Below are 19,327 nucleotides of genomic sequence, written 5' to 3' on the forward strand. Positions count from 1 at the left end.
CGCCCGGTGTCTGCACCTGGCCGCTGACCGTCGCGGTCGCGGCCAGGCAGCCCTGGGTACAGCCCCATGCCAGGGCCAGCGCCCCGAGTTGTTTGACGATCATGGCGCGTCCTTGCGGGTCGGTTGCAGCTGGGTGATGGTCAGGGTCAGGTTGGGTGTGAGGTGCTGTTCGCTGCGCACGATAAAGCCGTCGTCGGGGTCGACCCAGTAACGGTTGCGCGCGCGAAACCCTGCGGCCTCGACGTCTTCGTCGACCCGCAGCAAGGCATAGGGCTTATCCAGGATTTCAAGGGTTTCGATGCCCTGGCGGGTGATGCGGCTGGTGACCGTAACCCCCAGGCGATAACCGCCCAGCAGATCGATCTGCCGCGTGCTGCGGTAGCCATCCGGCACCCGGTGCAGCCCCTGCTGGAACGGCGACTGACCTTGCCAGCGCGTGCCATCCAGGTCGGCGCCCAGGCCGACCGTGCGCACCACCAGGCCGTTGCGCAGCAGCAGCACTTGCTTGCCCGAGGCCACCCAGAACTGCAGGTCGCCGCGCTGGCGAATCAACGCCATCACCCCTTCGCTGGACACCGTCTTGACCTTGATCTGGGGAAAGGGCACGGCATCCACCTGGGCCTGGCTCAACACCAGTGGTGCAGGCCCGGAGACCGCGGCCTTGAAGGTATCGAGTGAAGCTGTCATCAGCGGATTGCAGCCACTCAACAACCACGCGAACCCCGCGTAAGTAGCGATTTTCAGACTGTTCACACAGGTCCCACCTTATCGGCTGCTAGCTTCGCTCAGGTTGTTCTGGGTCGATGCGCCAATGCCGATGATCGAAGCGGACGGCACTAACTGGCTGATAAAGCGGTTCCAGCGCGTGATATTCGCCGGGCCCACAAACACCACGTCCTGGGGCTGCACATCAAAGCGCGTGGCCAGGGCCATGGCCGAGGGGGACGCGGCTTCCAGCTGGTACACCTTGGCCGGTTCCACGTCGATGTTCTGTGCGCCGCGAATCACGTAGATGGCGTCGGCGTTGGAGGTGTTCTGGTTGACCCCGCCCACCGAGCCGAGCACGTCGGAGAGGTTCATGCTGCGGGTCTTGAAGCTCAAGGCGCGAGGCTGCATGACTTCGCCCATCACATAGATGCGCTTGCGGTCGTTGTAGGCCAGGTACAGCTGGTCGCCGTCCTTGAGGTAGATCTCGTTCAGGCGCGAAGGCTCTAGGTTGAGGGTGTCCAGGTCGAGGCTGTAACGCTTGCCGCCACGGGTGAGTGTCAGGTTCGACAGGTCGGCATTGAGGGGGTCGATCCCGGCGACACCCAGCGCTTCCGTCACATTCATCGCGATGGTGGTGATCGGCACCGGGCCGGCCTTGATCACCGCACCGGTAATCACCACTTTCTGGCTGGCAAAGCGCAGTACGCTGACGTCCACTTGGGGGCTGTCGATGTATTGGCGCAGCTTGTCGGTGATCTCGGCGCGCAACGCTTCAATCGAGCGGCCCTTGGCAACCACTTCGCCCACGTAGGGGTAAAACAGATTGCCGTCGGGGCTGACCAGCCGCCCGTTGGCGTCGATCTGCTGTTGCGGGCCAGACGGTGCGGTCAATTCGGGGTGATCCCAGACGGTGATATACAACGCGTCATTGGCGCCGATCAAATACGGCCCCGGTTTATAACTGACAAGTTCGGCCGGAATCGAATAAGGCACGTGCGTGGCGGCGTCCATCGCCAATAACTTTGGGGTAATCGGAATTAAATCCACGCGACTACTTTCAGACCCGCCCTCCTCGGTCAGCGCGGCAGTGTCCATATATTGGCCCGGGGCAAACATGCAACCTTGCAACAATGCCGCGGCCACGGCCGCCACAGAAAAAATACGCATCATAGTGCTAGGACACTCGTGATAATCGACAAGAAAAAAAGACCACTTGGGCGGGGATTCCAAGCGGCCTTAAAAGCGGAAGGTTTACAACTTAGTTGCCGGTACCTGTAGTACCCGTGGTGCCCGTGGTGCCGGTGGTCGTGCCACCGTTGGAACTGCCACCGCTGTTGGAGGCTGCCGCCACGCCGGCGATAATGGCGCTGCCGACCAACAGGGTTTCCCCGACGGTCACAGAACCCACCACGGCGGTGTCGAGCCCCAACGGCAACTCGGCGGCCAGGGCCGATGTACTCAAGATACTGAGCACAATAATAGCCAGTGGTTTTCTCATAACAGACTCCTTATCGTCATTGAGTAGTCAGGCCGATAGTGCCATTCAACTAAACCCGGCACCAGACGCCTGAAAGTTACGCGCACCCACTGAATATAACGTTTTGTCGACAAAGCGCCCGGCCCTCAATACATTGCGCGCCGTGCTGTTATTTAAAACGTTATTAATTGTCGGAAAACGTCAGGCCCTGCCGTATTTATCTTCAAAGCGCACAATATCGTCTTCGCCCAGATAAGAACCCGACTGCACCTCGATCAACTCCAACGGGATCACCCCGGGGTTCTCCAGCGCGTGCACCTGGCCGATCGGGATATAGGTCGACTGGTTTTCCGAGACCAGGTACGTCTGCTCGCCATTGGTAACCCGCGCCGTACCGCTGACCACGATCCAATGCTCGGCGCGGTGGTGGTGCATCTGCACCGACAACTTGGCCCCTGGCTTCACCGTGATGCGCTTGACCTGGTACCGCTGGCCATTGTCCACCGAGTCGTACATGCCCCAGGGCCGGTACACCTCGCGGTGGTTGAGGTGTTCATGGCGCCCGGCCTGCTTGAGTTGATCGACGATGGCCTTGACCTGCTGCACCTGGTCCTTGTGCGCCACCAGCACCGCGTCCTTGGTCTCGACGATGATCAGGTCTTGCACGCCGACCGTGGCCACCAGTCGGCTGTCGGCGTGCAGGTAAGTGTTGCGCGTGTCCAGCGCCAGGCCATCGCCACGTATGACGTTGCCGCTGGCGTCCTTTGCGCTGGCCTCCCACAGCGCCGACCACGAGCCGATATCGCTCCAGCCGGCGTGCAACGGCACCATCACCGCGGCACTGGTTTTTTCCATCACGGCATAGTCGATGGAGTCGTCCGGGCAGGCGGCAAACGTGGCGGCGTGCACGCGGGTGAACGGCTGATCCTGGCTGCCGCCTTCCAGCGCCACGCGGCAGGCTTCGAGGATCGCCGGCTGAAAACGCTCCAGCTCCTCCAGGTAACGGCTGGCACGGAACATGAACATGCCGCTGTTCCAGTAATACGCGCCGCTGGCCGCATATGCCGCGGCGGTCGTCGCATCGGGTTTTTCGACAAAGCGCTCGACCCGATAACCACCCTCGCCCACCGCCTCACCTTGCTCGAGATAACCGTAGCCGGTGTGGGCGCTGGTGGGGCGGATGCCGAAGGTCACCAGCTTGCCGTCGCGCGCCAGCGGCAGCGCCACTTCAAGGCTGGCATGGAACGCCGGGACATCCTCGATCAGGTGGTCTGCCGCCAGCACCAGCAGGATCGGGTCCTGGCCGTCGGCCAGCGCTTTACACGCGGCCAGCGCGATGGCCGGCGCGGTGTTGCGCCCGACCGGTTCGAGCAGGATGCTCGCCTGCTCCATGCCCAGCTGACGCAATTGTTCCGCCACCAGAAAACGGTGCTGTTCGTTGCAGATCAATTGCGGCACGGCGATGTTGGCGCCTTCCAGTCGGGTGATGGTCTGTTGCAGCATCGACAGGTGCGCGTCGGTCAGGCGCAGGAACTGTTTGGGGTTGAGCTGCCGTGAGAGCGGCCACAGGCGCGACCCCGACCCTCCCGCCATGATCACTGGTAATAACATGCAAGCGTCCTCGGGAGAGTGAGTCAGAAATAGGCACGGGTGTTTTCATGCACCCGGGGGCTGAAACGCAGCTCATCCTGGGGCCACCAGCGGTACTGCTGGTGTTGCGCCGTGGGCGGCTGCAATGGCTGATCGTCGGCAAGCTCGAGGCAGTAGCTGAGCACCACGTAATGGGTGTCCGGCCCGGCGCCGACGTTGGCAAATACGCTGTCATCGTAGAAGTGCTCGAACACCCCTAGCAGGCGCGCGCTGGCACGCTCGAAAGAGCGTCCGAGTTCATCGCGGCTGATGCGCCGGAAAGCGCCGTCCAGGCTTTCGTTCTTCTGGATGCGCCCGCCGGGCACAAACCAGAAACCGTAGGCCGGCCGGTTGACCCGCAAGCCCAGCAACGCATCGCCGCGGCTGTTTCTCACCACCAGGTCAATCGCCACCAGGGGCGTCGATGCCACTACCGTGTGGAAGGTTGGTAAATCAAGCCACATACCCGTCAAACCTGTGCCAGAAAACGTTGCAGAATGCGTTCCTTGTCGAGGAACTCCTTGGCGTAGCTCAACGCCACCTGATTGCGCGCCGGCAATCCCAGCACGCGCTGGATCCCTGCGTTCAGCGCCGCGGCCGACTCCGGCTCGATCAACAGCGCAATCCCCGGGTGTTCCATGCACAGGCGGCCGAGGGTGGTGTCGGGGTCGGCGGTGATGATGGCGTTGCCGCCCACCGCCAGAATGTTGGTCAACTTGGAAGGCAGCACCGCGTCCGCCACCCCGCGCTTCTGGATCACCAAATGCGCGTCGGCCGAGGCCAGCAGTGCCGGTAAATCTTCATAGGCCTGCAACGGCGCAAACAGCACGTTGCGCAAGCCGTCGCGCTGGACGCGGTCCAGCAGGCGCGCCTTGCCGGTGCCCTGGCCGACAATCAAGAACACCAGATCCTTGAGGTCGACATGCGCCTGGGCGGCATCGAGGATCAGTTCCAGGCCCTGCTTTTCGCCGATGTTGCCCGAGTACAACACCACCCGTGCCCCGGCCGGCACCCCCAGGCGTTCGAGCAGCGCGTGGCTGCGCGGCACCTGGCGAAAACGCGCGGTCTCCGACCAGTTCGGAAAAAACATCAGCCGCTTGCCCTGCACGCCTTTGCCACGGGCCTTGTCGAGCATGCCGCTGGAAATCGTCGACACCCGGTCAAACCGCCGCAGCAGCCAGCGTTCAATCCCGAAGGCAACGCGGCGCAACAGCGAACCGCCGCCGATGCCCAGCCCGAACATCGCATCCACTTCGTAATCCTGGATATGCAGCACCGAACGCGCGCCACTGAGCCTGGCCAACAGCAACGCCTGCGGCGCGCAGAACAGTGTGGGCACCACCAGCATCACCAGGTCCGGCTTCCAGCGCAGTTGCCCGAGCACGGCCAGCGATGAGCTGGCGGAAAAGCTCATCAGGTGCAGCAGCCGGGTCAGCGCGCCGGGTTGGCGCGGCACATACAGCGGGCAGCGAATCACCGTGACGCCATGGTCCTGCTCGGTGCGGTAGCGCCACGCCGAGTAGCCTTCGCCCACCCGCCACTGCGGGTAATACGGCGGCGCCGTGACCACCCGCACATCATGCCCCTGGCCTGCCAGCCAGCGCGCCTGCTCACCGCTGTACTTGCCGATGCCCGTGAGCTCCGGGCTGTAATTGATGCCATACAAGAGGATCTTCATCACTGGCCCCGCGGTCGTTCGAGAGCCGCGAGGTAGGCGTTGTAGGCATCGCGCAGGCCCTCCTCCAGCGGCACGTAGGCTTCCCAGCCGAGGGCATTGATGCGGCTCACATCCAGCAGCTTGCGCGGTGCGCCGTCGGGCTTGCTCGCATCAAAGCGCAAGCGGCCCTGGAAGCCGGTAACCCGCACCAGCGCCTGCGCCAGCTCGGCGATGGTGCAATCGACGCCGGTGCCGACGTTCAAGTGCGAGCGCATCGGCTGGGTCTGCTCGCGGTATCGCTCGGGGCTCAGCTCCATCACATGCACGCTGGCCGCGGCCATATCGTCGACGTGCAGGAACTCACGCCGAGGCGTGCCGCTGCCCCAGATCACCACTTCCTGATCGCCGCGCTGCGTCGCCTCATGGAAACGCCGCAGCAACGCGGCGATCACATGGCTGTTCTCGGGGTGGTAGTTGTCGCCGGGCCCATACAGGTTGGTGGGCATCACGCTGCGGTAATCCCGGCCATGCTGGCGGTTATAGCTCTCGCACAACTTGATGCCGGCGATCTTGGCCACCGCGTAGGGTTCGTTGGTCGGCTCCAGCGCGCCGTCGAGCAACACCGCTTCGATCATCGGTTGCGGCGCATGCACCGGGTAGATGCAGGATGAGCCGAGGAACAGCAGTTTCTCCACGCCATGGCTGTGGGCGGCGTGGATCACGTTGGCCTGGATCATCAGGTTCTGGTAGATGAAATCCGCCGGGTACGTCGCGTTTGCATGAATCCCGCCGACCTTGGCGGCCGCCAGGTACACCTGGTCCACCCGCTGCTTGGCGAAGTACGCGTGCACCGCCGCCGGGTCGAGCAGGTCGAGCTCATCGCGGCCGGCGGTGAGCACCTGCGTATACCCCAGGGCCCACAGCCGACGGGCGATGGCCGAACCGACCATGCCGCGATGGCCGGCGACAAACACCCGCGCATCCAGATCACGAGCCATGCTCAATTCTCCACGGCAATCGGTGCGTCGTGCCCGTGCAGGCGCAACAACGCGTGGCGCTGGGCGATTTTCAGGTCTTCGCGGACCATCTCCGCGCACATCTCCTGCGCGCTGATCTCAGGCACCCACCCTAAAATGCGCTTGGCCTTGGACGGGTCGCCCAACAACGTCTCGACTTCGGCCGGGCGGAAGTAGCGCGGGTCCACGCGCACAATCACATCGCCGACCAGGATGCCCGGCGCGAGGTCGCCGTTTACGTGCTCGACTACCGCCACTTCCTCCACGCCTGCGCCGACAAAGCGCAGGCTCAGCCCCAGTTCCGCCGCCGACCAGCGAATGAAGTCACGCACCGAATACTGCACGCCGGTGGCGATCACGAAGTCCTCGGGGCTGTCCTGTTGCAGCATCATCCACTGCATGCGCACGTAGTCCTTGGCGTGGCCCCAGTCGCGCAAGGCGTCCATGTTGCCCATGTACAGGCATTGCTCCAGGCCCAGGGCGATATGGGTCAGGGCGCGGGTGATCTTGCGCGTCACGAAGGTTTCACCGCGACGCGGCGATTCGTGGTTGAACAGGATGCCGTTGCACGCGTAAAGCCCATAGGCTTCGCGGAAATTCACGGTGATCCAGTAGGCGTACAGCTTGGCCACCGCGTAGGGTGAGCGCGGGTAAAACGGCGTGGTTTCCTTTTGCGGGGTTTGCTGCACCAGCCCGTACAGCTCGGAGGTCGAGGCCTGGTAGAAACGGGTCTTCTTTTCCAGGCCCAGCAGGCGGATCGCTTCAAGGATGCGCAAGGTGCCCAGGGCATCCACATCGGCGGTGTACTCCGGCGAATCGAAACTCACCGCCACGTGGGACTGGGCGCCGAGGTTGTAGATTTCGTCGGGCTGGATCTGCTGGATGATCCGCGTCAGGTTCGATGAATCGGCCAGGTCGCCATAGTGCAGGATCAGGTTTTTATGCAGGGCTTGGGGGTCCTGGTAAATATGATCGATGCGCTGCGTATTGAACGACGATGAACGCCGCTTGAGGCCGTGCACGGTATAGCCTTTTTCCAGCAGCAGCTCCGCCAGGTACGAGCCATCCTGACCGGTAATCCCGGTAATAAGCGCAACTTTATTCATGTCTGTCTCCCAATTGATAGGCGAGCGAAGGCCGACACCCAAACGTGGGTGTTTGTTGGAAACGCTCAGTTACTTCGGTGTGGGCAGGTTCAAGTTATGGCCGGTCAACTTTGAAAGTTCGCGGACAATGGCTTCCTTATCGTTTAAGTGAGCAATCGCGGTTTCCAGCTCGAGCACTTTCGCGCCCACCAGAAAGCGATACCAATAGCCCTGGAGCAGGTGATAGACCAGGCCGCTGCGGCCATCGAGAAACCCCAGCTGGACGATGTAGCGCCAGAGAAAATACGCCGTGGAACTCAGGGTGAACGGCACGCGGTTGTACAAACGGTTCTTGACCAGGCGCTTGGTCCTGGCCTGCAACGAACTCTGCCCCGTGTGCAGTTCATCGCGGATCGCAAACAGCCCCAGCCGCGCGTTAAGCACTTCGATCGCTTCACGGGTCGCGTAGCCGTTGTGCTTGTGGGTGAAGAAGGTCAGGTCATGCAGGTTGTGGTCGGCGAACCCGCCGTCCAGGGTGATGGTGCGGCCCTCGGCCACCGAGATGTGCTCATCCATCCAGCGGTCCTCCATGCGCCCCAGGCCGGTGCGCCACAGCCGCAGCATCTTCAACGGGTAGCGCCCGCCATGCCGGACCCAGCGGCCCATGAAGATATGTTTGCGCTTGAAGTTGATCCCGGTGATGTCACTGGCCAGCGTCGGCAGGCGCGTATTGATCGCCGCGGCGAGGTCGGCTTCGATGATTTCGTCGGCGTCCAGGCGCATCGTCCAATTGCCGGTGATCGGCAAGTGGTCCAGCGCCCACTGGAATTGCTTGGCCTGGTTGACGAACGGGTGCTGCACCACCAGCGCGCCGTGGCGGCGGGCAATCTCGCAGGTGTCGTCGGTGGAGAAAGAATCCACCACCAGCACTTCGTCGCTGAAGGCCCGCGCCGAGTCGATCGCCCGCGCGATGTGCAGGCTTTCGTTGTAGGTCAGAATCACCACACTGACGGTTTCTCGTTTCATCTCAAACACCGTGCAGTTGCAAGACTTCAGTGGTCAGCCGGCGCGGTGAACGCGCGGCGCGGAAGTGGCTTTCCAAAGGCAGCCCCACGGCGATCATCATGATCAAACGCTCGCTGGCCGGGATGGCGCCGAGGCTGCGGATCTTTTTTTCCACCGAGTTGAGGATCGCCAGGTTCAGCGGGCAGGCACCCAGGCCATTGGCGTGGCAGGCCAGCAACAGGCCCATCGAGAACAGCGCGCCGTCGACATACAGCTGGTTACGCTGGCCGGCGCCGCCCCAGGCGGTGACGTCCGAGGTGACCACGAACAGGTTGTCCACCGACTGCGCAAACCCGCGCGAGCCGCCCTGCAGGTCGAGCAGCTGCGCGATCACCGCGCGGTCCTGGTACACATGCACCCGCGACGATTGGCGGTTGCACTGCGACGGTGAGGTTTGCGCCAGTTCCACCAGCGACGTCAGCAGGTGGCGGTCGATCTTGCCGGCCTGGAACATGCGGCAACTGGAGCGCGATTGCAGGAACGCCTTGGCGTCCAGCCCGCCATTGCCCAGCCACGGCGCGGCACGCTTGATCCCGCCCGTGCCGGCGTTACCGTCGTGCTTGAGGCGCTCGACATAGGCCTGCAGCCCAAGCACAAAATCGTCACTCAGCCCCAGCGTGCGATGCAGCTCGAGGTAGCCCTGGAAAGCGCCGAGGGCCATCTCCACCGGCAACGCCGAATAGTCACGGTCGTAGGCGTCGAGCATCTGGATGATGCCGTTGATCTTGTCCTTGCCGAACAGCGGTTTGGGTTCCTTGAGGGACAGGCCCTTCTCCACCGTATGGGTTTCGATGAGGATTTTGTAGAACAGCTTCCTGTTGCGGCTTTCCAACGGCGAATAACCGTTGTGGCGAATAAACGTGAGCATGTCGCGAAAGAACTCGCTGACGAACAACATCAACTTCCATGCCTTATCCATCATGCGTTTCACCTGTTTCATAGTGCGATGTCTCTCGGTTTGAGGGGGCGGCACGGCGCACCGACGCAAATCATCCAGGCCGGCAGGCTGGCGGTGACCACCGACCGTGCGCCAACCACGCAGCCCTCCTCCAGCACGCAGCCGGGGTGCACAAAGGCTTCGGCGGCGACCCACACGTGGTCCTTGATCACAATCTCGCGGGTCACCAGGGGCCGCAGCAGGCTGCGCGTGTCATGGGTGCCGGTGCACAGGAACGAGCGCTGGCTGACGGTGACTTTGGAGCCCAGGGTGATCCTCGCCATGGCGTACACGTCCACCCCGTCGGCGATGGCGGTGTAGTCGCCGACCTCCAGGTTCCACGGCGCCCAGATGCTGCACGTGGGCGCGATACGGCAGCCCACGCCGACCTTGGCGCCAAAGCAGCGCAGCAGCCAGCGCCGCCAGCCGTGCAGCATCCAGCGTGGCGTGGGGCGAAACAGCAGCTGGTAGACGATGCCCCACAGCAGGCGCCGCGCCTTGTCGCTGCGCGGCAAGGTGTCGACATACTTGAGTTGCGCGAAGTCGCTCATGGCTTGAGCGCCGCCAGTTGTTCGAGCAAGTAGCGCTCACCCACCTGCTGCAGCGCCTGGCGCCGGGCGCGTACGGCCACCCAGTCGATGGGCGCGGCGATCAGCGTCTGCACGTGATCAGCGTCGTCCGCCGGCAGGAAACGCTGGGACAATTCCAGCTTCTCCAGCAGGTTGCGCACCCGAGCGTTCAGCGAGGCCTTGGTGCCCGGCAGGCCCACGGCGATAAACGGCTTTTCGAAAATGATCGCGAACACCGTGGCATGGAAGGAATTGGTCACCACGTAGGCGCTGTCCTTGAGCAACTTGAGCCAGTCCTGCGGGCCCACCTGCACGGTTTCGCCAATTTGCCGCCAGCGCCGGTGCGCGTTGTACGGCGAGACAATCGGCCCGGCGACCTGCCGCGACAGTGCCTGGGCCACTTCACGCACACCCACGCCGGTGCGCAACGCATAGCAGAACACGTGGCCGGTGCGGGTCTGGGTCGCCGTGGCGAGCAGCGCCGAATAGTCGCGGTGCAACAGCGTTGGGTCAGGCACGCACTGCGCGGCCAGCCCTGCCACCTGCTGCACGATGCCCACCCCGCTCTCCTCGCGCACGCCGATCGCCGACAACTGCTTGAGCAGGCCCTCGGCCTGGGCGTGGTACTCAGGCTCCAGGTATTCCTTGCCGAAACTCGCGGCGTAGGAGATCCGCCGGATCTTCTTGTCGCAGTCAAACGCCAGGAAATACGCGGGGTCCAGGCCGGTCTGGCCCGACGGATTCCAGATCTGGTCGCTGCCCGCCACCAGCAACTGTTGCCCGGCGACAGCCTGGTTGAGTTGGTCGGCACTGGCATAACGCGGCGCCTGGATATTCAGGAAGCGCGCCTTGAACGCCTGGAACTGCCGCGACTGTGCGTTCGGCCCCAGCACCTGGGTTTTCAAGGCCAGGGCCTTGAGGTACAGGGCCTTGAGATTGGCCTTGAGCTGGCGCGGGTTGAACAGTTGCCGCAGCTCGCTGCCATCCTCCACGTAGGCCGGGTGATAGTTGATCAGGCTCACCTGCAAACCCTGCTGCTGCAGCCAGCGCTGCAACGCATAGGCTTGCAGCACGGCGCCGAAGTTTTCGCTGAAATGGTAAGTCAGTATCCCGGCCCTGACGGGGCGTGCCGATGCGCTCATGATCCAGCCTGTCTTGATAAATAGTGAGGGAAAACGCTTTGGCGGGCAGGCGCGGTTTTAGTCAGCAGGCCGATGAACATCGACCACACCAGCAAATAGCTGCCATCAAAGGTGGTGAAGAACTGGTAGCTGGTCTTGAACGAGAAAATCAGCAGGATCGCAATAACCGCCAGCGACACGGGGCTGCGCGGCAAGCCGCTGAACAGCAGGCCGAACAGCGCCACACCGACCACGCCCAACTTGGCGATCACGCCCCAGTAGCCATTCTCGATATCGAACTTGGAGTTCTCGAACCAGCGCTCGTCATTGGTCGGCACGCCGGGCGTCAACTGCTTGGCCAGGCCATTGCCGAGAAACACCGTGGCCGGGTTTTCCAGGAACGACGACTTGGCATGGGAAATTTCGAAGGCGCGGGTCACGTCCTCGCCTTTCTCCTCGAACAGGTAAGTGGCAAAGCGCGACACCGCCAAGGGGCTGGCGTAGAACGTCAGCGTGCCCAGCGCGCCGATGGCGACCACCAACACGGCCAGCGACTTGAGCTTGCGCTGGGTGATGGCCGACAACAGGATCATCACCGCCATGGCCGCGAGGATCGTCTTGGAACCTGCCGCCAGCAGCGTGACAGCCAGGATCAGCATCAAGCCGATCTTGCGCTGGCAGCACGCATAGAAAAACAGCAACACCGCCGAACTGGTGGGGAACAACATGATCCGCCCCACTTCATCGCTGGACTTGGAGGCCGCGTTGGTCAGGTCGATGCCGACGCCGTACAGGCTGACTTGCAGCAACTGCCCGAGGGCGAAGATATAAATCACCCGTTCGATGATGCGGCGGTAGTTGAAGCTGTGGGCGCGGGCGATCTTTTCAACATTCGCCAGCACATAGCTGTACCCGGCCAGCAGCAGCACAAAATAGAAAAACGGAATGCCCGAACGCAGGAACTGGTACAGCGAAATTTTCGCCCCGCTGCTCACCAGTACCTGCAGCACACTCGACGCAATCACCAGCGCCAGCAACGGCGCGGCGCGCATGAACCCGCGCGCCGCATACAGCACAAATGGCAGCAACAGCAGCAGCGCCAAGGGCTGCGACAGGTTATTGCTGAGCGCCAGGGGCAAGGCGAAAAACGTCAGCGGCACGTACAGCGTGAGGCGCGCCTGGGACAGCATCATGGGCCCACCTCCACCACGCGAATCAGCCGCAGGTACACCAACACCACCAGTTCCGGCAGTGACAACAACAGCGATGCGCCGAGCAGCGGGTCGATGTGTTCCTTGCCTGCCAGCCACGCCAGCAAGGCCGCCAGGCTGCTCAAGGCATAGATCAGCGAGGTGCCGGTGTGGCGGTTGGTGGAAATCAGCATCGCCGCCAGGATGAACCAGGCCACGTTCAAAATCGTATGGGAGCCGATCAACGCCAAGGACAGGCGATCGACCTGCACCAGGCCGTGGCTCCACAGCAGGATGATGTGCGGCCCGGCCCAGATCCCGGCGGCATACACCAGCACGCACAGGCCCAGCACCAGGGTGCTGGCGCGCTGGGTAAAGCGCCGCGCCTGCTCGAACTCGCCACGCCCCGCCAGCCGCGAGATCTCCGGCGTCAGCGCGTTGCTGCAGGTGATGCCCAACTGGATGATCAGCCGCATCAGGGTGCGCGCCATGGTGTAACCGACTACCACCGCCGGGCCGGCGATCTGGTTGAGCACCTGCAAACCGCCCTGCAGGGTGATGGCTTGCGCCAGCGGGATCGCCGCGCTCCCCAGCGCCGGCTTCCAGATGCCGCGAAACTCGGCCCAGGAGGCCGACGCCAGCCCCAGCAACGGCCAGGGTGAAATGCGCCGCACAAACAGCGTCACCAGCACCAGGAACAGCACCTGGCTGAAAAACATGCCCTGGGCCAATTGCAGCTCCGAGCCGCCGAGCAGCAGCACGCTGATAGACAGCAGGATATCCAGGGTCCGGCGGTTGGCCATGATGAAGACCCCGCCGACGGTGCGGTCGATGGTGCGAAACCACGCGTCGATCGGCCCGCCGAGCAAACGCGTGCACAGGTAGCCGGACATGAATAGCACCACCAGGCTGGCCTGTTCGGGTGTCAGGGTCTTGAGCCCCAGCAGCGCCACCCAGTCGAGCCACTGGCCCAGGGTCAGGGCGAAGACCACGACCACCGCGACCAGCGCCAGGGTGAACGCCAGTGCGGTCTGCACACTGCGGCGCGCGCCGGGCACGTCACCCTGGCTGGCGCGCAAGGTCGCACTGGTGGCCGAGGCCTGGGCCACGCCCAGGTCGAGCAGGCTGAGCAGCGACGGGATACCGGTGAGCACCAGCCAATCGGCGTAGCGCCCCGTGCCCCAGGCCTGCAGGAAAAACGGCACCAGCACCAGTTGCGCCGCCAGCGTCACCAGTTGCGTGTAGCCATAGCTCAGCACATTGAGGCGGAAACGGCGCGCCAACGAGCGGGGCATTTCAAGCACCTTGTCCATAGGGCATCAGGCCTTGTCGGATTGGTAGGCGTAGCTGTAATAGCCGTAGTCGCCATAGCCGTAGCTGGCGGAACGACGTTTCTGCACACCATTGAAAATCGCGCCCTTGAGCTCAATGCCGTTCTGGTGAAAGCGGCGCAGGGTCAGCTCGATTTCCTTCGCCGAGTTCACCCCAAAACGCGTGACCAGCAGGCTGGTACCGGCCTGGCGCCCCACGATTGCGGCGTCGGTCACCGCCAGCAACGGCGGAGTGTCGATGATCACCAGGTCGTAACGCTCGCTGACTTCGGCCAGTAGCGCAGCAAAATTGGGGTGCATCAGCAGTTCCGATGGGTTCGGCGGGATCTGCCCGCGCCCGATGAAATCGAAGCGCTCCACCGCCGTCGAATGAATCGCCTCCTGCAAGTCGCAACGCTTGACCAGCAGGTCGGACAAGCCCGCCTCTACGGTCTTGCCGAGCATTTTGTGCAAGTAGCCCTTGCGCATGTCCGCATCGATCAGCAGCACACGCTGGCCCGATTGCGCGACGATTGCCGCCAGGTTGGCCGAGACAAACGTCTTGCCCACCTCCGGGCTCGGGCCGGTGATCATCAGCCGGTTGTTCTTGGACTCGAGCATGGCGAAATGCAGGCTGGTGCGCAGGCTGCGCATGGCCTCCATCACCAGGTCGCTGGGGTGGTTGATCGCCAGCAAGGTCGGCGCCGTCGAGCGGCTTTTCGAGGCGTTGGTTTCCTCGGCCTTTTGCAACAGGCTGAAGGGAATCGACGCGTACACCGGCAGGCCGAGCTTTTCGATGTCATCCGGGCTTTCCAGGCCACGGTTGAGCAAGCTGCGCACCAGCACCAGGCCGACCGAGAGCATGCCGCCAAGCAGCATCGCCAGCAGCACCACGATCACCTTGCGCGGCTCCACCGGTTTGCTCAGGTTGGCGTCGGCGCTGTCGATCAGGCGCACGTTGCCCACCGTGCCGGCACGCATCACGTCCAGCTCCTGGGAACGGTTGAGCAACTGGGTATAGATCTCGGTGCCGACCTGTACGTCGCGCGTCAGGCTGAGCAATTCCTGTTGGGTGCTGGGCAGGCCTTCGACGCGCTTGGTCATCTGCGCCTGCTTGGCATTCAGTTCCGCCAGCTTGGCGATTAAGGCGCGGTAGGCCGGGTGCTGCGGGGTGAACTTGCGGTCCATCTCGGCCTGTTGCAGCTTGAGCTCGGAGATGCCGGTGTCCAGAGCCACCACCTGGTCGAGCACCGCCTTGGCCTCCAGGCTGATGTCGATGGATTTGCTGCGCGTCTGGAAGCGGTTCAAGGCGTTCTCGGCCTTCTCCAGGTCACGTCGCACCTGAGGCAGCTGATCATTGAGAAACGACAAACTTTGCGCCGCCTCGGCCGAGGTACGGTCGACGTTCTGCTTCACATACAGGCTGGAAATTTCCTTCAGCGTGCGCACCGCCAGGGCCGGCCGCGTGCTCTCCAGGGACAGGCTGATGATCCCCGACTCCTTGCCGCGCTCGATCACGGTGAGCAAGTCCTGGTAATCGGCCACCGCATCCAGGCGCGGTTTGCGCACCACCTTGAAACGCGCACCGGGGTTGGCCCGCAGTTCCTTGACCAACACTTCTACCCCGTCGGCGGAAAACCCTTCACCGACACGGCCAGCGGCGATCTGCTGGCCATCCTCATCAAACAGGGTATAGGCCTGGCCCTCGCCGGCGACCAGCACCAGCGTGGTGCCAAGCAACCCGGCGGGCAGGTTCAAGGTGCCCAGCACCAGGCGCTCGCCACCCGCCGAATAGCGGCTGAAACCGAACAACGGCGGCGCGATATCGCCCGGCTGCGTTGGCGCATAACGTCGCGCGAGAAAGCCGCCGATCAACGGGAAATGCTGGGGCGTGACAGTGATATCCAGCGCCAGCGTATCGACGGTCTTGCCAATAATGGTGCGCGACTTGATCAGTTCGATCTCGGTCACCGCAGGCGATTCCTTGCCCAGCAGGCTGCTGACATCGGAAAACCCGAGCATGTCGTTCTTCTTCGGCTCCACCTGGATCAGCGCGTTCGCCTGGTACACCGGCGCCGCGAGGATCGCGTAGGCCGCGCCGATCACCATGCAGCTGGCGGTGATCGCTGCGATCAGCCATTTGTGATCGATCAGGGTGCCGAGCATGCCGAGCACATCGATCTCGTCACGGTGGGGGCTGTCCGGGGAAGCGTTCTGGGGTGAATACATAAATCGCGTCTTCGTCCTTGCAATCGTTTTAAGAGAGAGCGTCAGCGCGCCAGGCGCTGGGCCCAGGCCTGTGCGGCCTGTTCGATCAATGCATAGGCCTGCACAAAGGCAGGCTTGCCCTGGCGATAGGGGTCGGTGATCTCGCGGTCGTGCTGCCACTTGCCCAGCAGGAACACCTTGCCCCGGGCCTCGGGCGCCAGCTTGAGCACACCGTCGATGTGGCGCTGCTCCATCACCAGGATCAGGTCGGCTGCGCTCACGGCGGCGGCGTCAAGCTGGCGCGCCTTGTGCGCCTGCGGCACATGCCCGTGCTCCTGCAGCACCTGCCCGGCCGTCGGCTCCAGCGGATGATCGCGCAAGGCTGCCAAGCCGGCCGAACTCACCTGGATCCCGTAGGGCACCAGCGCGACGCCCAGCAAGTGTTCCGCCGTCGGGCTGCGGCAGATGTTGCCGATGCACACGATCAATATCTTTTTGAACAAGGCAACCTCCCACGCACCGCACACTTATTCTTCGGCAAAAGGGACGACCTTATTTAAAGCCAGCAACTAACGAGCGGTTGATTATGACCACAGCCGGTAAACATCGACTATCTATCGCGCAAGACAAAAAATAACAACGCGGCAACTAACCGACTAAAAATAACATTCCGGTACTTTTTCACGGGCGCATAATAAAGTGCCGCCTGAATGCAATAGCGAAGGGACGGCCATGAACACTTCAAAGTTATTGGTAGAGCGTATTGGCCTATTTCCTTCTTCGGGAAATATTCATGTCGACGTGAATAACTCGACCCGCGTGGTCGAGCGCATGCAGGTGTTGTATGCCGACAATTCCCTGGACAGCAACGAATCCTGCAGCGGCCTGTCGATGGTGTTCGCCGACTGGCGCTTCAAGTTGCAGGTCAGTGATGCGTTGTCGGTGTGCCTGTGCGTGGAAAGCCGCGGAGACAGCCAGTTCATGCAGGTCAAGACTGCCGAATTGCTGGCCAATATCTGTGGCACCGAGGAACGGCCGTGAGCCTGCTGGGGGATTTGAAGCGCGGTTATGCGCTGAGGAAACTGACCGGGATGTTCGAAGGGTTCGGCGAGCCGGTCTCGGCCGAGCAGTACCAGCGCAATACCCAGTTGATTGGCCATTGGCTGGACCGTCTGCACGGCAGCTCTGCCCGGCAGATCACCCACAGTCTGTTCAAGCAGATGAGGGACGCGCGCCGCCGTGGGGATGCGCGGCGCTTCAACGCGCAGACGGTGTTGCTGGAGCTGATGGTGGAAAGCAACCTGGCGCTGGACCTGGTGACTTATTCGGCTTTGCTGTGCGCCGCGTCGAGTCGCCAGGCAGGCTCCTGATGCGCCTGTTCGGCACCTGACAGGCTGACGGCAACCCGGTTGAGCAACAACTCGGCGTTGTACTTGGGCACCAGTGCGCAGGCCAGCACCACCACCAGGCCTGCGCCGATGAATGCCGGCGGGACATGCACCTGTGCGGGTTCGATGCGCCACAGAAATGCGCCCGCCGCTATCGCCCCCAGCGCGGCACCGGCCAGTGCTTCATTCAGCGGGTGGATATACGGCGCGACGCAATAAGCACTGAACCAGGCACTGGACACTAAACCCACTAACGCCGCCGGCCAACGCCACGCGTTTTTATATTGGCGCGCCACCAGGCTTACGCCCACGGTGAGCATCAAGCACGTGTTCATCGCGTGCCCACTTAATACCGCAATGTCCCAGTATTGAAGGGACACCCCCCAGCCCTTAAACAGCAACTTGCTGACCGCCACAATCGAATAAGCGACCGCCACTGTTATTGCCCAGGCCCTCAGTGCCCAAGGGTTGGAATACCTTAACCAGACAGCAATGATGATGGCGGCCGGAATCATGACGGTAATACCGCCATAGTGCGCAAGTTCTGCCCGCATGAGAATCAACCTGTAAGGCGCTGTTTTCGGCGCCCATCAGACCTCAGCCCCGGGGAAATTACAACGTTATCGACGGTCAGGCTTGCGCTGTGGTGCTGGCCTGGGGGAATGGCTAAAATGCGCTTTATTCATCTATAACTACAATAATGATTCATTTTTTTAATAATTAGGTTAGAACCAATCGGCATTTCACAGGCCTCGCCCTTGCCCCTACTTTAGAGGCGAATAACCGACCCCATGCCCGGTGGAGGTGTCAAACCCGCACTCGACAAGGACAGACCATGAGCATTGAATTCATCGGCTATATCGGCGGCCATCACGCGTCCGAGATCCACCCGCGCAGCGGCCCTACCCTGCAACCGGACTACGTAGAAACCGTGGCCCGCGCCCACGAAGAGGCCGGTTTCGACCGCGCCCTGGTGGCGTTTCACTCCAACAGCCCGGACAGCACGCTGATCGCTTCGCATGCCGCCAGCGTCACCCACAAGCTGCAATTTTTGATCGCCCACCGCCCCGGCTTTGCCCAACCCACCCTGGCTGCGCGCCAGTTCACCACCCTGGACGTGTTCAACGGTGGGCGTACCGCCGTGCATATCATCACCGGTGGCGATGACGGCGAACTGCGTGCCGACGGCAGCCATATCGGCAAGGACGAACGCTACGCGCGCACCGACGAATACCTGAGCGTGGTGCGCCAGGAATGGACCAGCGAGCAGCCCTTCGATTTTACCGGCACCTATTACCAGGTCGAGGGGGCGTACTCCACGGTGAAGTCGCCGCAGCAGCCGCATATCCCGCTGTATTTTGGTGGCTCGTCCAAGGCCGCAATCGAGGTGGCGGGCAAGCACGCCGATGTCTATGCGCTGTGGGGTGAGACCTATGAGCAAGTGCGCGAAATCGTGACCCAGGTGCGTGCCGAAGCGGCCAAGCATGGGCGCACGATTCGCTTCAGTTTGTCGTTGCGGCCGATCCTTGCCGAGACTGAAGAACTGGCGTGGGCGCGTGCCGAGCACATCCTGCAGCAAGCCACCGCACTCGCCGAGAAAAATGGCTTTGTACGGCGTGAACCGCCGAATGAAGGCTCGCGCCGGTTGCTCGCCGCGGCAGCGCAAGGCTCGCGCCTGGACAAGCGCCTGTGGACCGGGATTGCCGGGCTGCTCGGCGCGCAGGGCAACTCGACCTCACTGGTCGGCACTGCCGAACAGGTCGCCGAGGCGCTGGTGGATTACTACGACCTCGGTATCACCACCTTCCTGATCCGTGGGTTTGACCCGCTCAATGACGCGATTGATTACGGCAAGCGCTTGATCCCCCTCACCCGCCAACTGATCGCCGAGCGTGAGCAAGCCAAACAAGTGGCCTGAGCAACACCGCATAACAAATGTGGGAGCGGGCTTGCTCGCGAAAGCGGTG

The 19,327-nt window shown here is 62.6% G+C and carries 20 protein-coding genes; 3 read left to right on the forward strand and 17 right to left on the reverse strand.

Features of this window, described 5'->3' with window-relative positions:
- Positions 1 to 99: 99 nt before the first annotated feature.
- The 16 genes from WBR57_RS02675 to WBR57_RS02750 all read right to left on the reverse strand — a co-directional run bounded on the left by WBR57_RS02675 (position 100) and on the right by WBR57_RS02750 (position 16,475).
- Positions 100 to 753 carry a YjbF family lipoprotein gene (locus tag WBR57_RS02675; protein ID WP_424081862.1) on the reverse strand — a complete coding sequence of 218 codons (654 nt, stop codon included), beginning with the start codon at positions 751 to 753 and terminating at the stop codon, positions 100 to 102.
- Positions 754 to 765: 12 nt separating this feature from the next.
- Positions 766 to 1,878 (reverse strand): polysaccharide biosynthesis/export family protein, encoded by a 1,113-nt coding sequence (locus WBR57_RS02680; RefSeq protein ID WP_424081864.1) that lies wholly within the window; start codon positions 1,876 to 1,878, stop codon positions 766 to 768.
- Between the two features lie 88 nt (positions 1,879 to 1,966).
- Positions 1,967 to 2,206: a hypothetical protein gene (locus WBR57_RS02685; RefSeq protein ID WP_424081866.1), complete on the reverse strand. Its 240-nt coding sequence runs from the start codon at positions 2,204 to 2,206 to the stop codon at positions 1,967 to 1,969.
- Between the two features lie 180 nt (positions 2,207 to 2,386).
- Positions 2,387 to 3,796: a mannose-1-phosphate guanylyltransferase/mannose-6-phosphate isomerase gene (locus tag WBR57_RS02690; RefSeq protein WP_424081868.1), complete on the reverse strand. Its 1,410-nt coding sequence runs from the start codon at positions 3,794 to 3,796 to the stop codon at positions 2,387 to 2,389.
- Positions 3,797 to 3,819: 23 nt separating this feature from the next.
- Entirely contained in the window at positions 3,820 to 4,278 is a 459-nt protein-coding gene (locus WBR57_RS02695; protein WP_424081870.1) for a GDP-mannose mannosyl hydrolase, read from the reverse strand.
- Between the two features lie 5 nt (positions 4,279 to 4,283).
- Positions 4,284 to 5,492: a glycosyltransferase WbuB gene (locus WBR57_RS02700; protein WP_424081872.1), complete on the reverse strand. Its 1,209-nt coding sequence runs from the start codon at positions 5,490 to 5,492 to the stop codon at positions 4,284 to 4,286.
- Positions 5,492 to 6,469, reverse strand: coding sequence for a GDP-L-fucose synthase (gene fcl / locus WBR57_RS02705; protein WP_424081874.1), 978 nt, complete (start codon positions 6,467 to 6,469; stop codon positions 5,492 to 5,494). The genes WBR57_RS02700 and fcl overlap by 1 nt, the downstream gene beginning before the upstream one ends.
- A gap of 2 nt (positions 6,470 to 6,471) precedes the next feature.
- Positions 6,472 to 7,593 (reverse strand): GDP-mannose 4,6-dehydratase, encoded by a 1,122-nt coding sequence (gmd, locus tag WBR57_RS02710; protein ID WP_424081876.1) that lies wholly within the window; start codon positions 7,591 to 7,593, stop codon positions 6,472 to 6,474.
- Positions 7,594 to 7,662: 69 nt separating this feature from the next.
- Positions 7,663 to 8,598: a glycosyltransferase family 2 protein gene (locus WBR57_RS02715; protein ID WP_424081878.1), complete on the reverse strand. Its 936-nt coding sequence runs from the start codon at positions 8,596 to 8,598 to the stop codon at positions 7,663 to 7,665.
- A 1-nt stretch (position 8,599) separates the two neighbouring features.
- Complete coding sequence (locus tag WBR57_RS02720) at positions 8,600 to 9,559, reverse strand: nitroreductase family protein (RefSeq protein WP_424081880.1); 960 nt, start codon at positions 9,557 to 9,559, stop codon at positions 8,600 to 8,602.
- A gap of 14 nt (positions 9,560 to 9,573) precedes the next feature.
- Positions 9,574 to 10,125, reverse strand: a complete 552-nt coding sequence (locus WBR57_RS02725) for a putative colanic acid biosynthesis acetyltransferase (RefSeq protein WP_424081882.1) — start codon at positions 10,123 to 10,125, stop codon at positions 9,574 to 9,576.
- Positions 10,122 to 11,285, reverse strand: a complete 1,164-nt coding sequence (locus WBR57_RS02730; protein ID WP_424081883.1) for a polysaccharide pyruvyl transferase family protein — start codon at positions 11,283 to 11,285, stop codon at positions 10,122 to 10,124. The genes WBR57_RS02725 and WBR57_RS02730 overlap by 4 nt, the downstream gene beginning before the upstream one ends.
- Positions 11,282 to 12,457, reverse strand: coding sequence for an O-antigen ligase family protein (locus WBR57_RS02735; RefSeq protein ID WP_424081885.1), 1,176 nt, complete (start codon positions 12,455 to 12,457; stop codon positions 11,282 to 11,284). The genes WBR57_RS02730 and WBR57_RS02735 overlap by 4 nt, the downstream gene beginning before the upstream one ends.
- Positions 12,454 to 13,749, reverse strand: coding sequence for a hypothetical protein (locus WBR57_RS02740; RefSeq protein ID WP_424081887.1), 1,296 nt, complete (start codon positions 13,747 to 13,749; stop codon positions 12,454 to 12,456). The genes WBR57_RS02735 and WBR57_RS02740 overlap by 4 nt, the downstream gene beginning before the upstream one ends.
- 24 nt (positions 13,750 to 13,773) lie before the next feature.
- Positions 13,774 to 15,993: a polysaccharide biosynthesis tyrosine autokinase gene (locus WBR57_RS02745; protein ID WP_424081889.1), complete on the reverse strand. Its 2,220-nt coding sequence runs from the start codon at positions 15,991 to 15,993 to the stop codon at positions 13,774 to 13,776.
- 41 nt (positions 15,994 to 16,034) lie between these two features.
- Positions 16,035 to 16,475: a low molecular weight protein-tyrosine-phosphatase gene (locus tag WBR57_RS02750; RefSeq protein ID WP_424081891.1), complete on the reverse strand. Its 441-nt coding sequence runs from the start codon at positions 16,473 to 16,475 to the stop codon at positions 16,035 to 16,037.
- Between the two features lie 229 nt (positions 16,476 to 16,704).
- On the opposite strand from WBR57_RS02750, the gene WBR57_RS02755 reads away from it, so the two are divergent.
- Together WBR57_RS02755 and WBR57_RS02760 are read left to right on the forward strand one after the other, a co-directional pair.
- Complete coding sequence (locus WBR57_RS02755) at positions 16,705 to 17,013, forward strand: phosphomannomutase (protein ID WP_424081893.1); 309 nt, start codon at positions 16,705 to 16,707, stop codon at positions 17,011 to 17,013.
- Positions 17,010 to 17,342, forward strand: coding sequence for a hypothetical protein (locus WBR57_RS02760; RefSeq protein ID WP_424081895.1), 333 nt, complete (start codon positions 17,010 to 17,012; stop codon positions 17,340 to 17,342). The genes WBR57_RS02755 and WBR57_RS02760 overlap by 4 nt, the downstream gene beginning before the upstream one ends.
- On the opposite strand, the gene WBR57_RS02765 is transcribed toward WBR57_RS02760, so the two are convergent.
- Positions 17,294 to 17,914 (reverse strand): hypothetical protein, encoded by a 621-nt coding sequence (locus WBR57_RS02765; protein WP_424081897.1) that lies wholly within the window; start codon positions 17,912 to 17,914, stop codon positions 17,294 to 17,296. The two genes, WBR57_RS02760 and WBR57_RS02765, sit on opposite strands and share 49 nt — an antisense overlap.
- Positions 17,915 to 18,195: 281 nt before the next feature.
- Between WBR57_RS02765 and WBR57_RS02770 the strand changes: the two genes are divergently transcribed.
- Positions 18,196 to 19,278: an LLM class flavin-dependent oxidoreductase gene (locus WBR57_RS02770; RefSeq protein ID WP_424081898.1), complete on the forward strand. Its 1,083-nt coding sequence runs from the start codon at positions 18,196 to 18,198 to the stop codon at positions 19,276 to 19,278.
- Positions 19,279 to 19,327 lie beyond the last annotated feature (49 nt).

The sequence above is a fragment of the Pseudomonas sp. genome, from assembly GCF_049590575.1.
Classification (GTDB): domain Bacteria; phylum Pseudomonadota; class Gammaproteobacteria; order Pseudomonadales; family Pseudomonadaceae; genus Aquipseudomonas.

Coding starts and splice junctions, on each gene's coding strand:
- WBR57_RS02680 (WP_424081864.1), bottom strand. CDS start 1,878: ATGATGCGTATTTTTTCTGTGGCGGCCGTGGCCGCGGCATTGTTGCAA.
- WBR57_RS02685 (WP_424081866.1), bottom strand. CDS start 2,206: ATGAGAAAACCACTGGCTATTATTGTGCTCAGTATCTTGAGTACATCG.
- WBR57_RS02690 (WP_424081868.1), bottom strand. CDS start 3,796: ATGTTATTACCAGTGATCATGGCGGGAGGGTCGGGGTCGCGCCTGTGG.
- WBR57_RS02695 (WP_424081870.1), bottom strand. CDS start 4,278: ATGTGGCTTGATTTACCAACCTTCCACACGGTAGTGGCATCGACGCCC.
- WBR57_RS02700 (WP_424081872.1), bottom strand. CDS start 5,492: ATGAAGATCCTCTTGTATGGCATCAATTACAGCCCGGAGCTCACGGGC.
- fcl (WP_424081874.1), bottom strand. CDS start 6,469: ATGGCTCGTGATCTGGATGCGCGGGTGTTTGTCGCCGGCCATCGCGGC.
- gmd (WP_424081876.1), bottom strand. CDS start 7,593: ATGAATAAAGTTGCGCTTATTACCGGGATTACCGGTCAGGATGGCTCG.
- WBR57_RS02715 (WP_424081878.1), bottom strand. CDS start 8,598: ATGAAACGAGAAACCGTCAGTGTGGTGATTCTGACCTACAACGAAAGC.
- WBR57_RS02720 (WP_424081880.1), bottom strand. CDS start 9,559: ATGATGGATAAGGCATGGAAGTTGATGTTGTTCGTCAGCGAGTTCTTT.
- WBR57_RS02725 (WP_424081882.1), bottom strand. CDS start 10,125: ATGAGCGACTTCGCGCAACTCAAGTATGTCGACACCTTGCCGCGCAGC.
- WBR57_RS02730 (WP_424081883.1), bottom strand. CDS start 11,285: ATGAGCGCATCGGCACGCCCCGTCAGGGCCGGGATACTGACTTACCAT.
- WBR57_RS02735 (WP_424081885.1), bottom strand. CDS start 12,457: ATGATGCTGTCCCAGGCGCGCCTCACGCTGTACGTGCCGCTGACGTTT.
- WBR57_RS02740 (WP_424081887.1), bottom strand. CDS start 13,749: ATGCCCCGCTCGTTGGCGCGCCGTTTCCGCCTCAATGTGCTGAGCTAT.
- WBR57_RS02745 (WP_424081889.1), bottom strand. CDS start 15,993: ATGTATTCACCCCAGAACGCTTCCCCGGACAGCCCCCACCGTGACGAG.
- WBR57_RS02755 (WP_424081893.1), top strand. CDS start 16,705: ATGAACACTTCAAAGTTATTGGTAGAGCGTATTGGCCTATTTCCTTCT.
- WBR57_RS02765 (WP_424081897.1), bottom strand. CDS start 17,914: ATGCGGGCAGAACTTGCGCACTATGGCGGTATTACCGTCATGATTCCG.
- WBR57_RS02770 (WP_424081898.1), top strand. CDS start 18,196: ATGAGCATTGAATTCATCGGCTATATCGGCGGCCATCACGCGTCCGAG.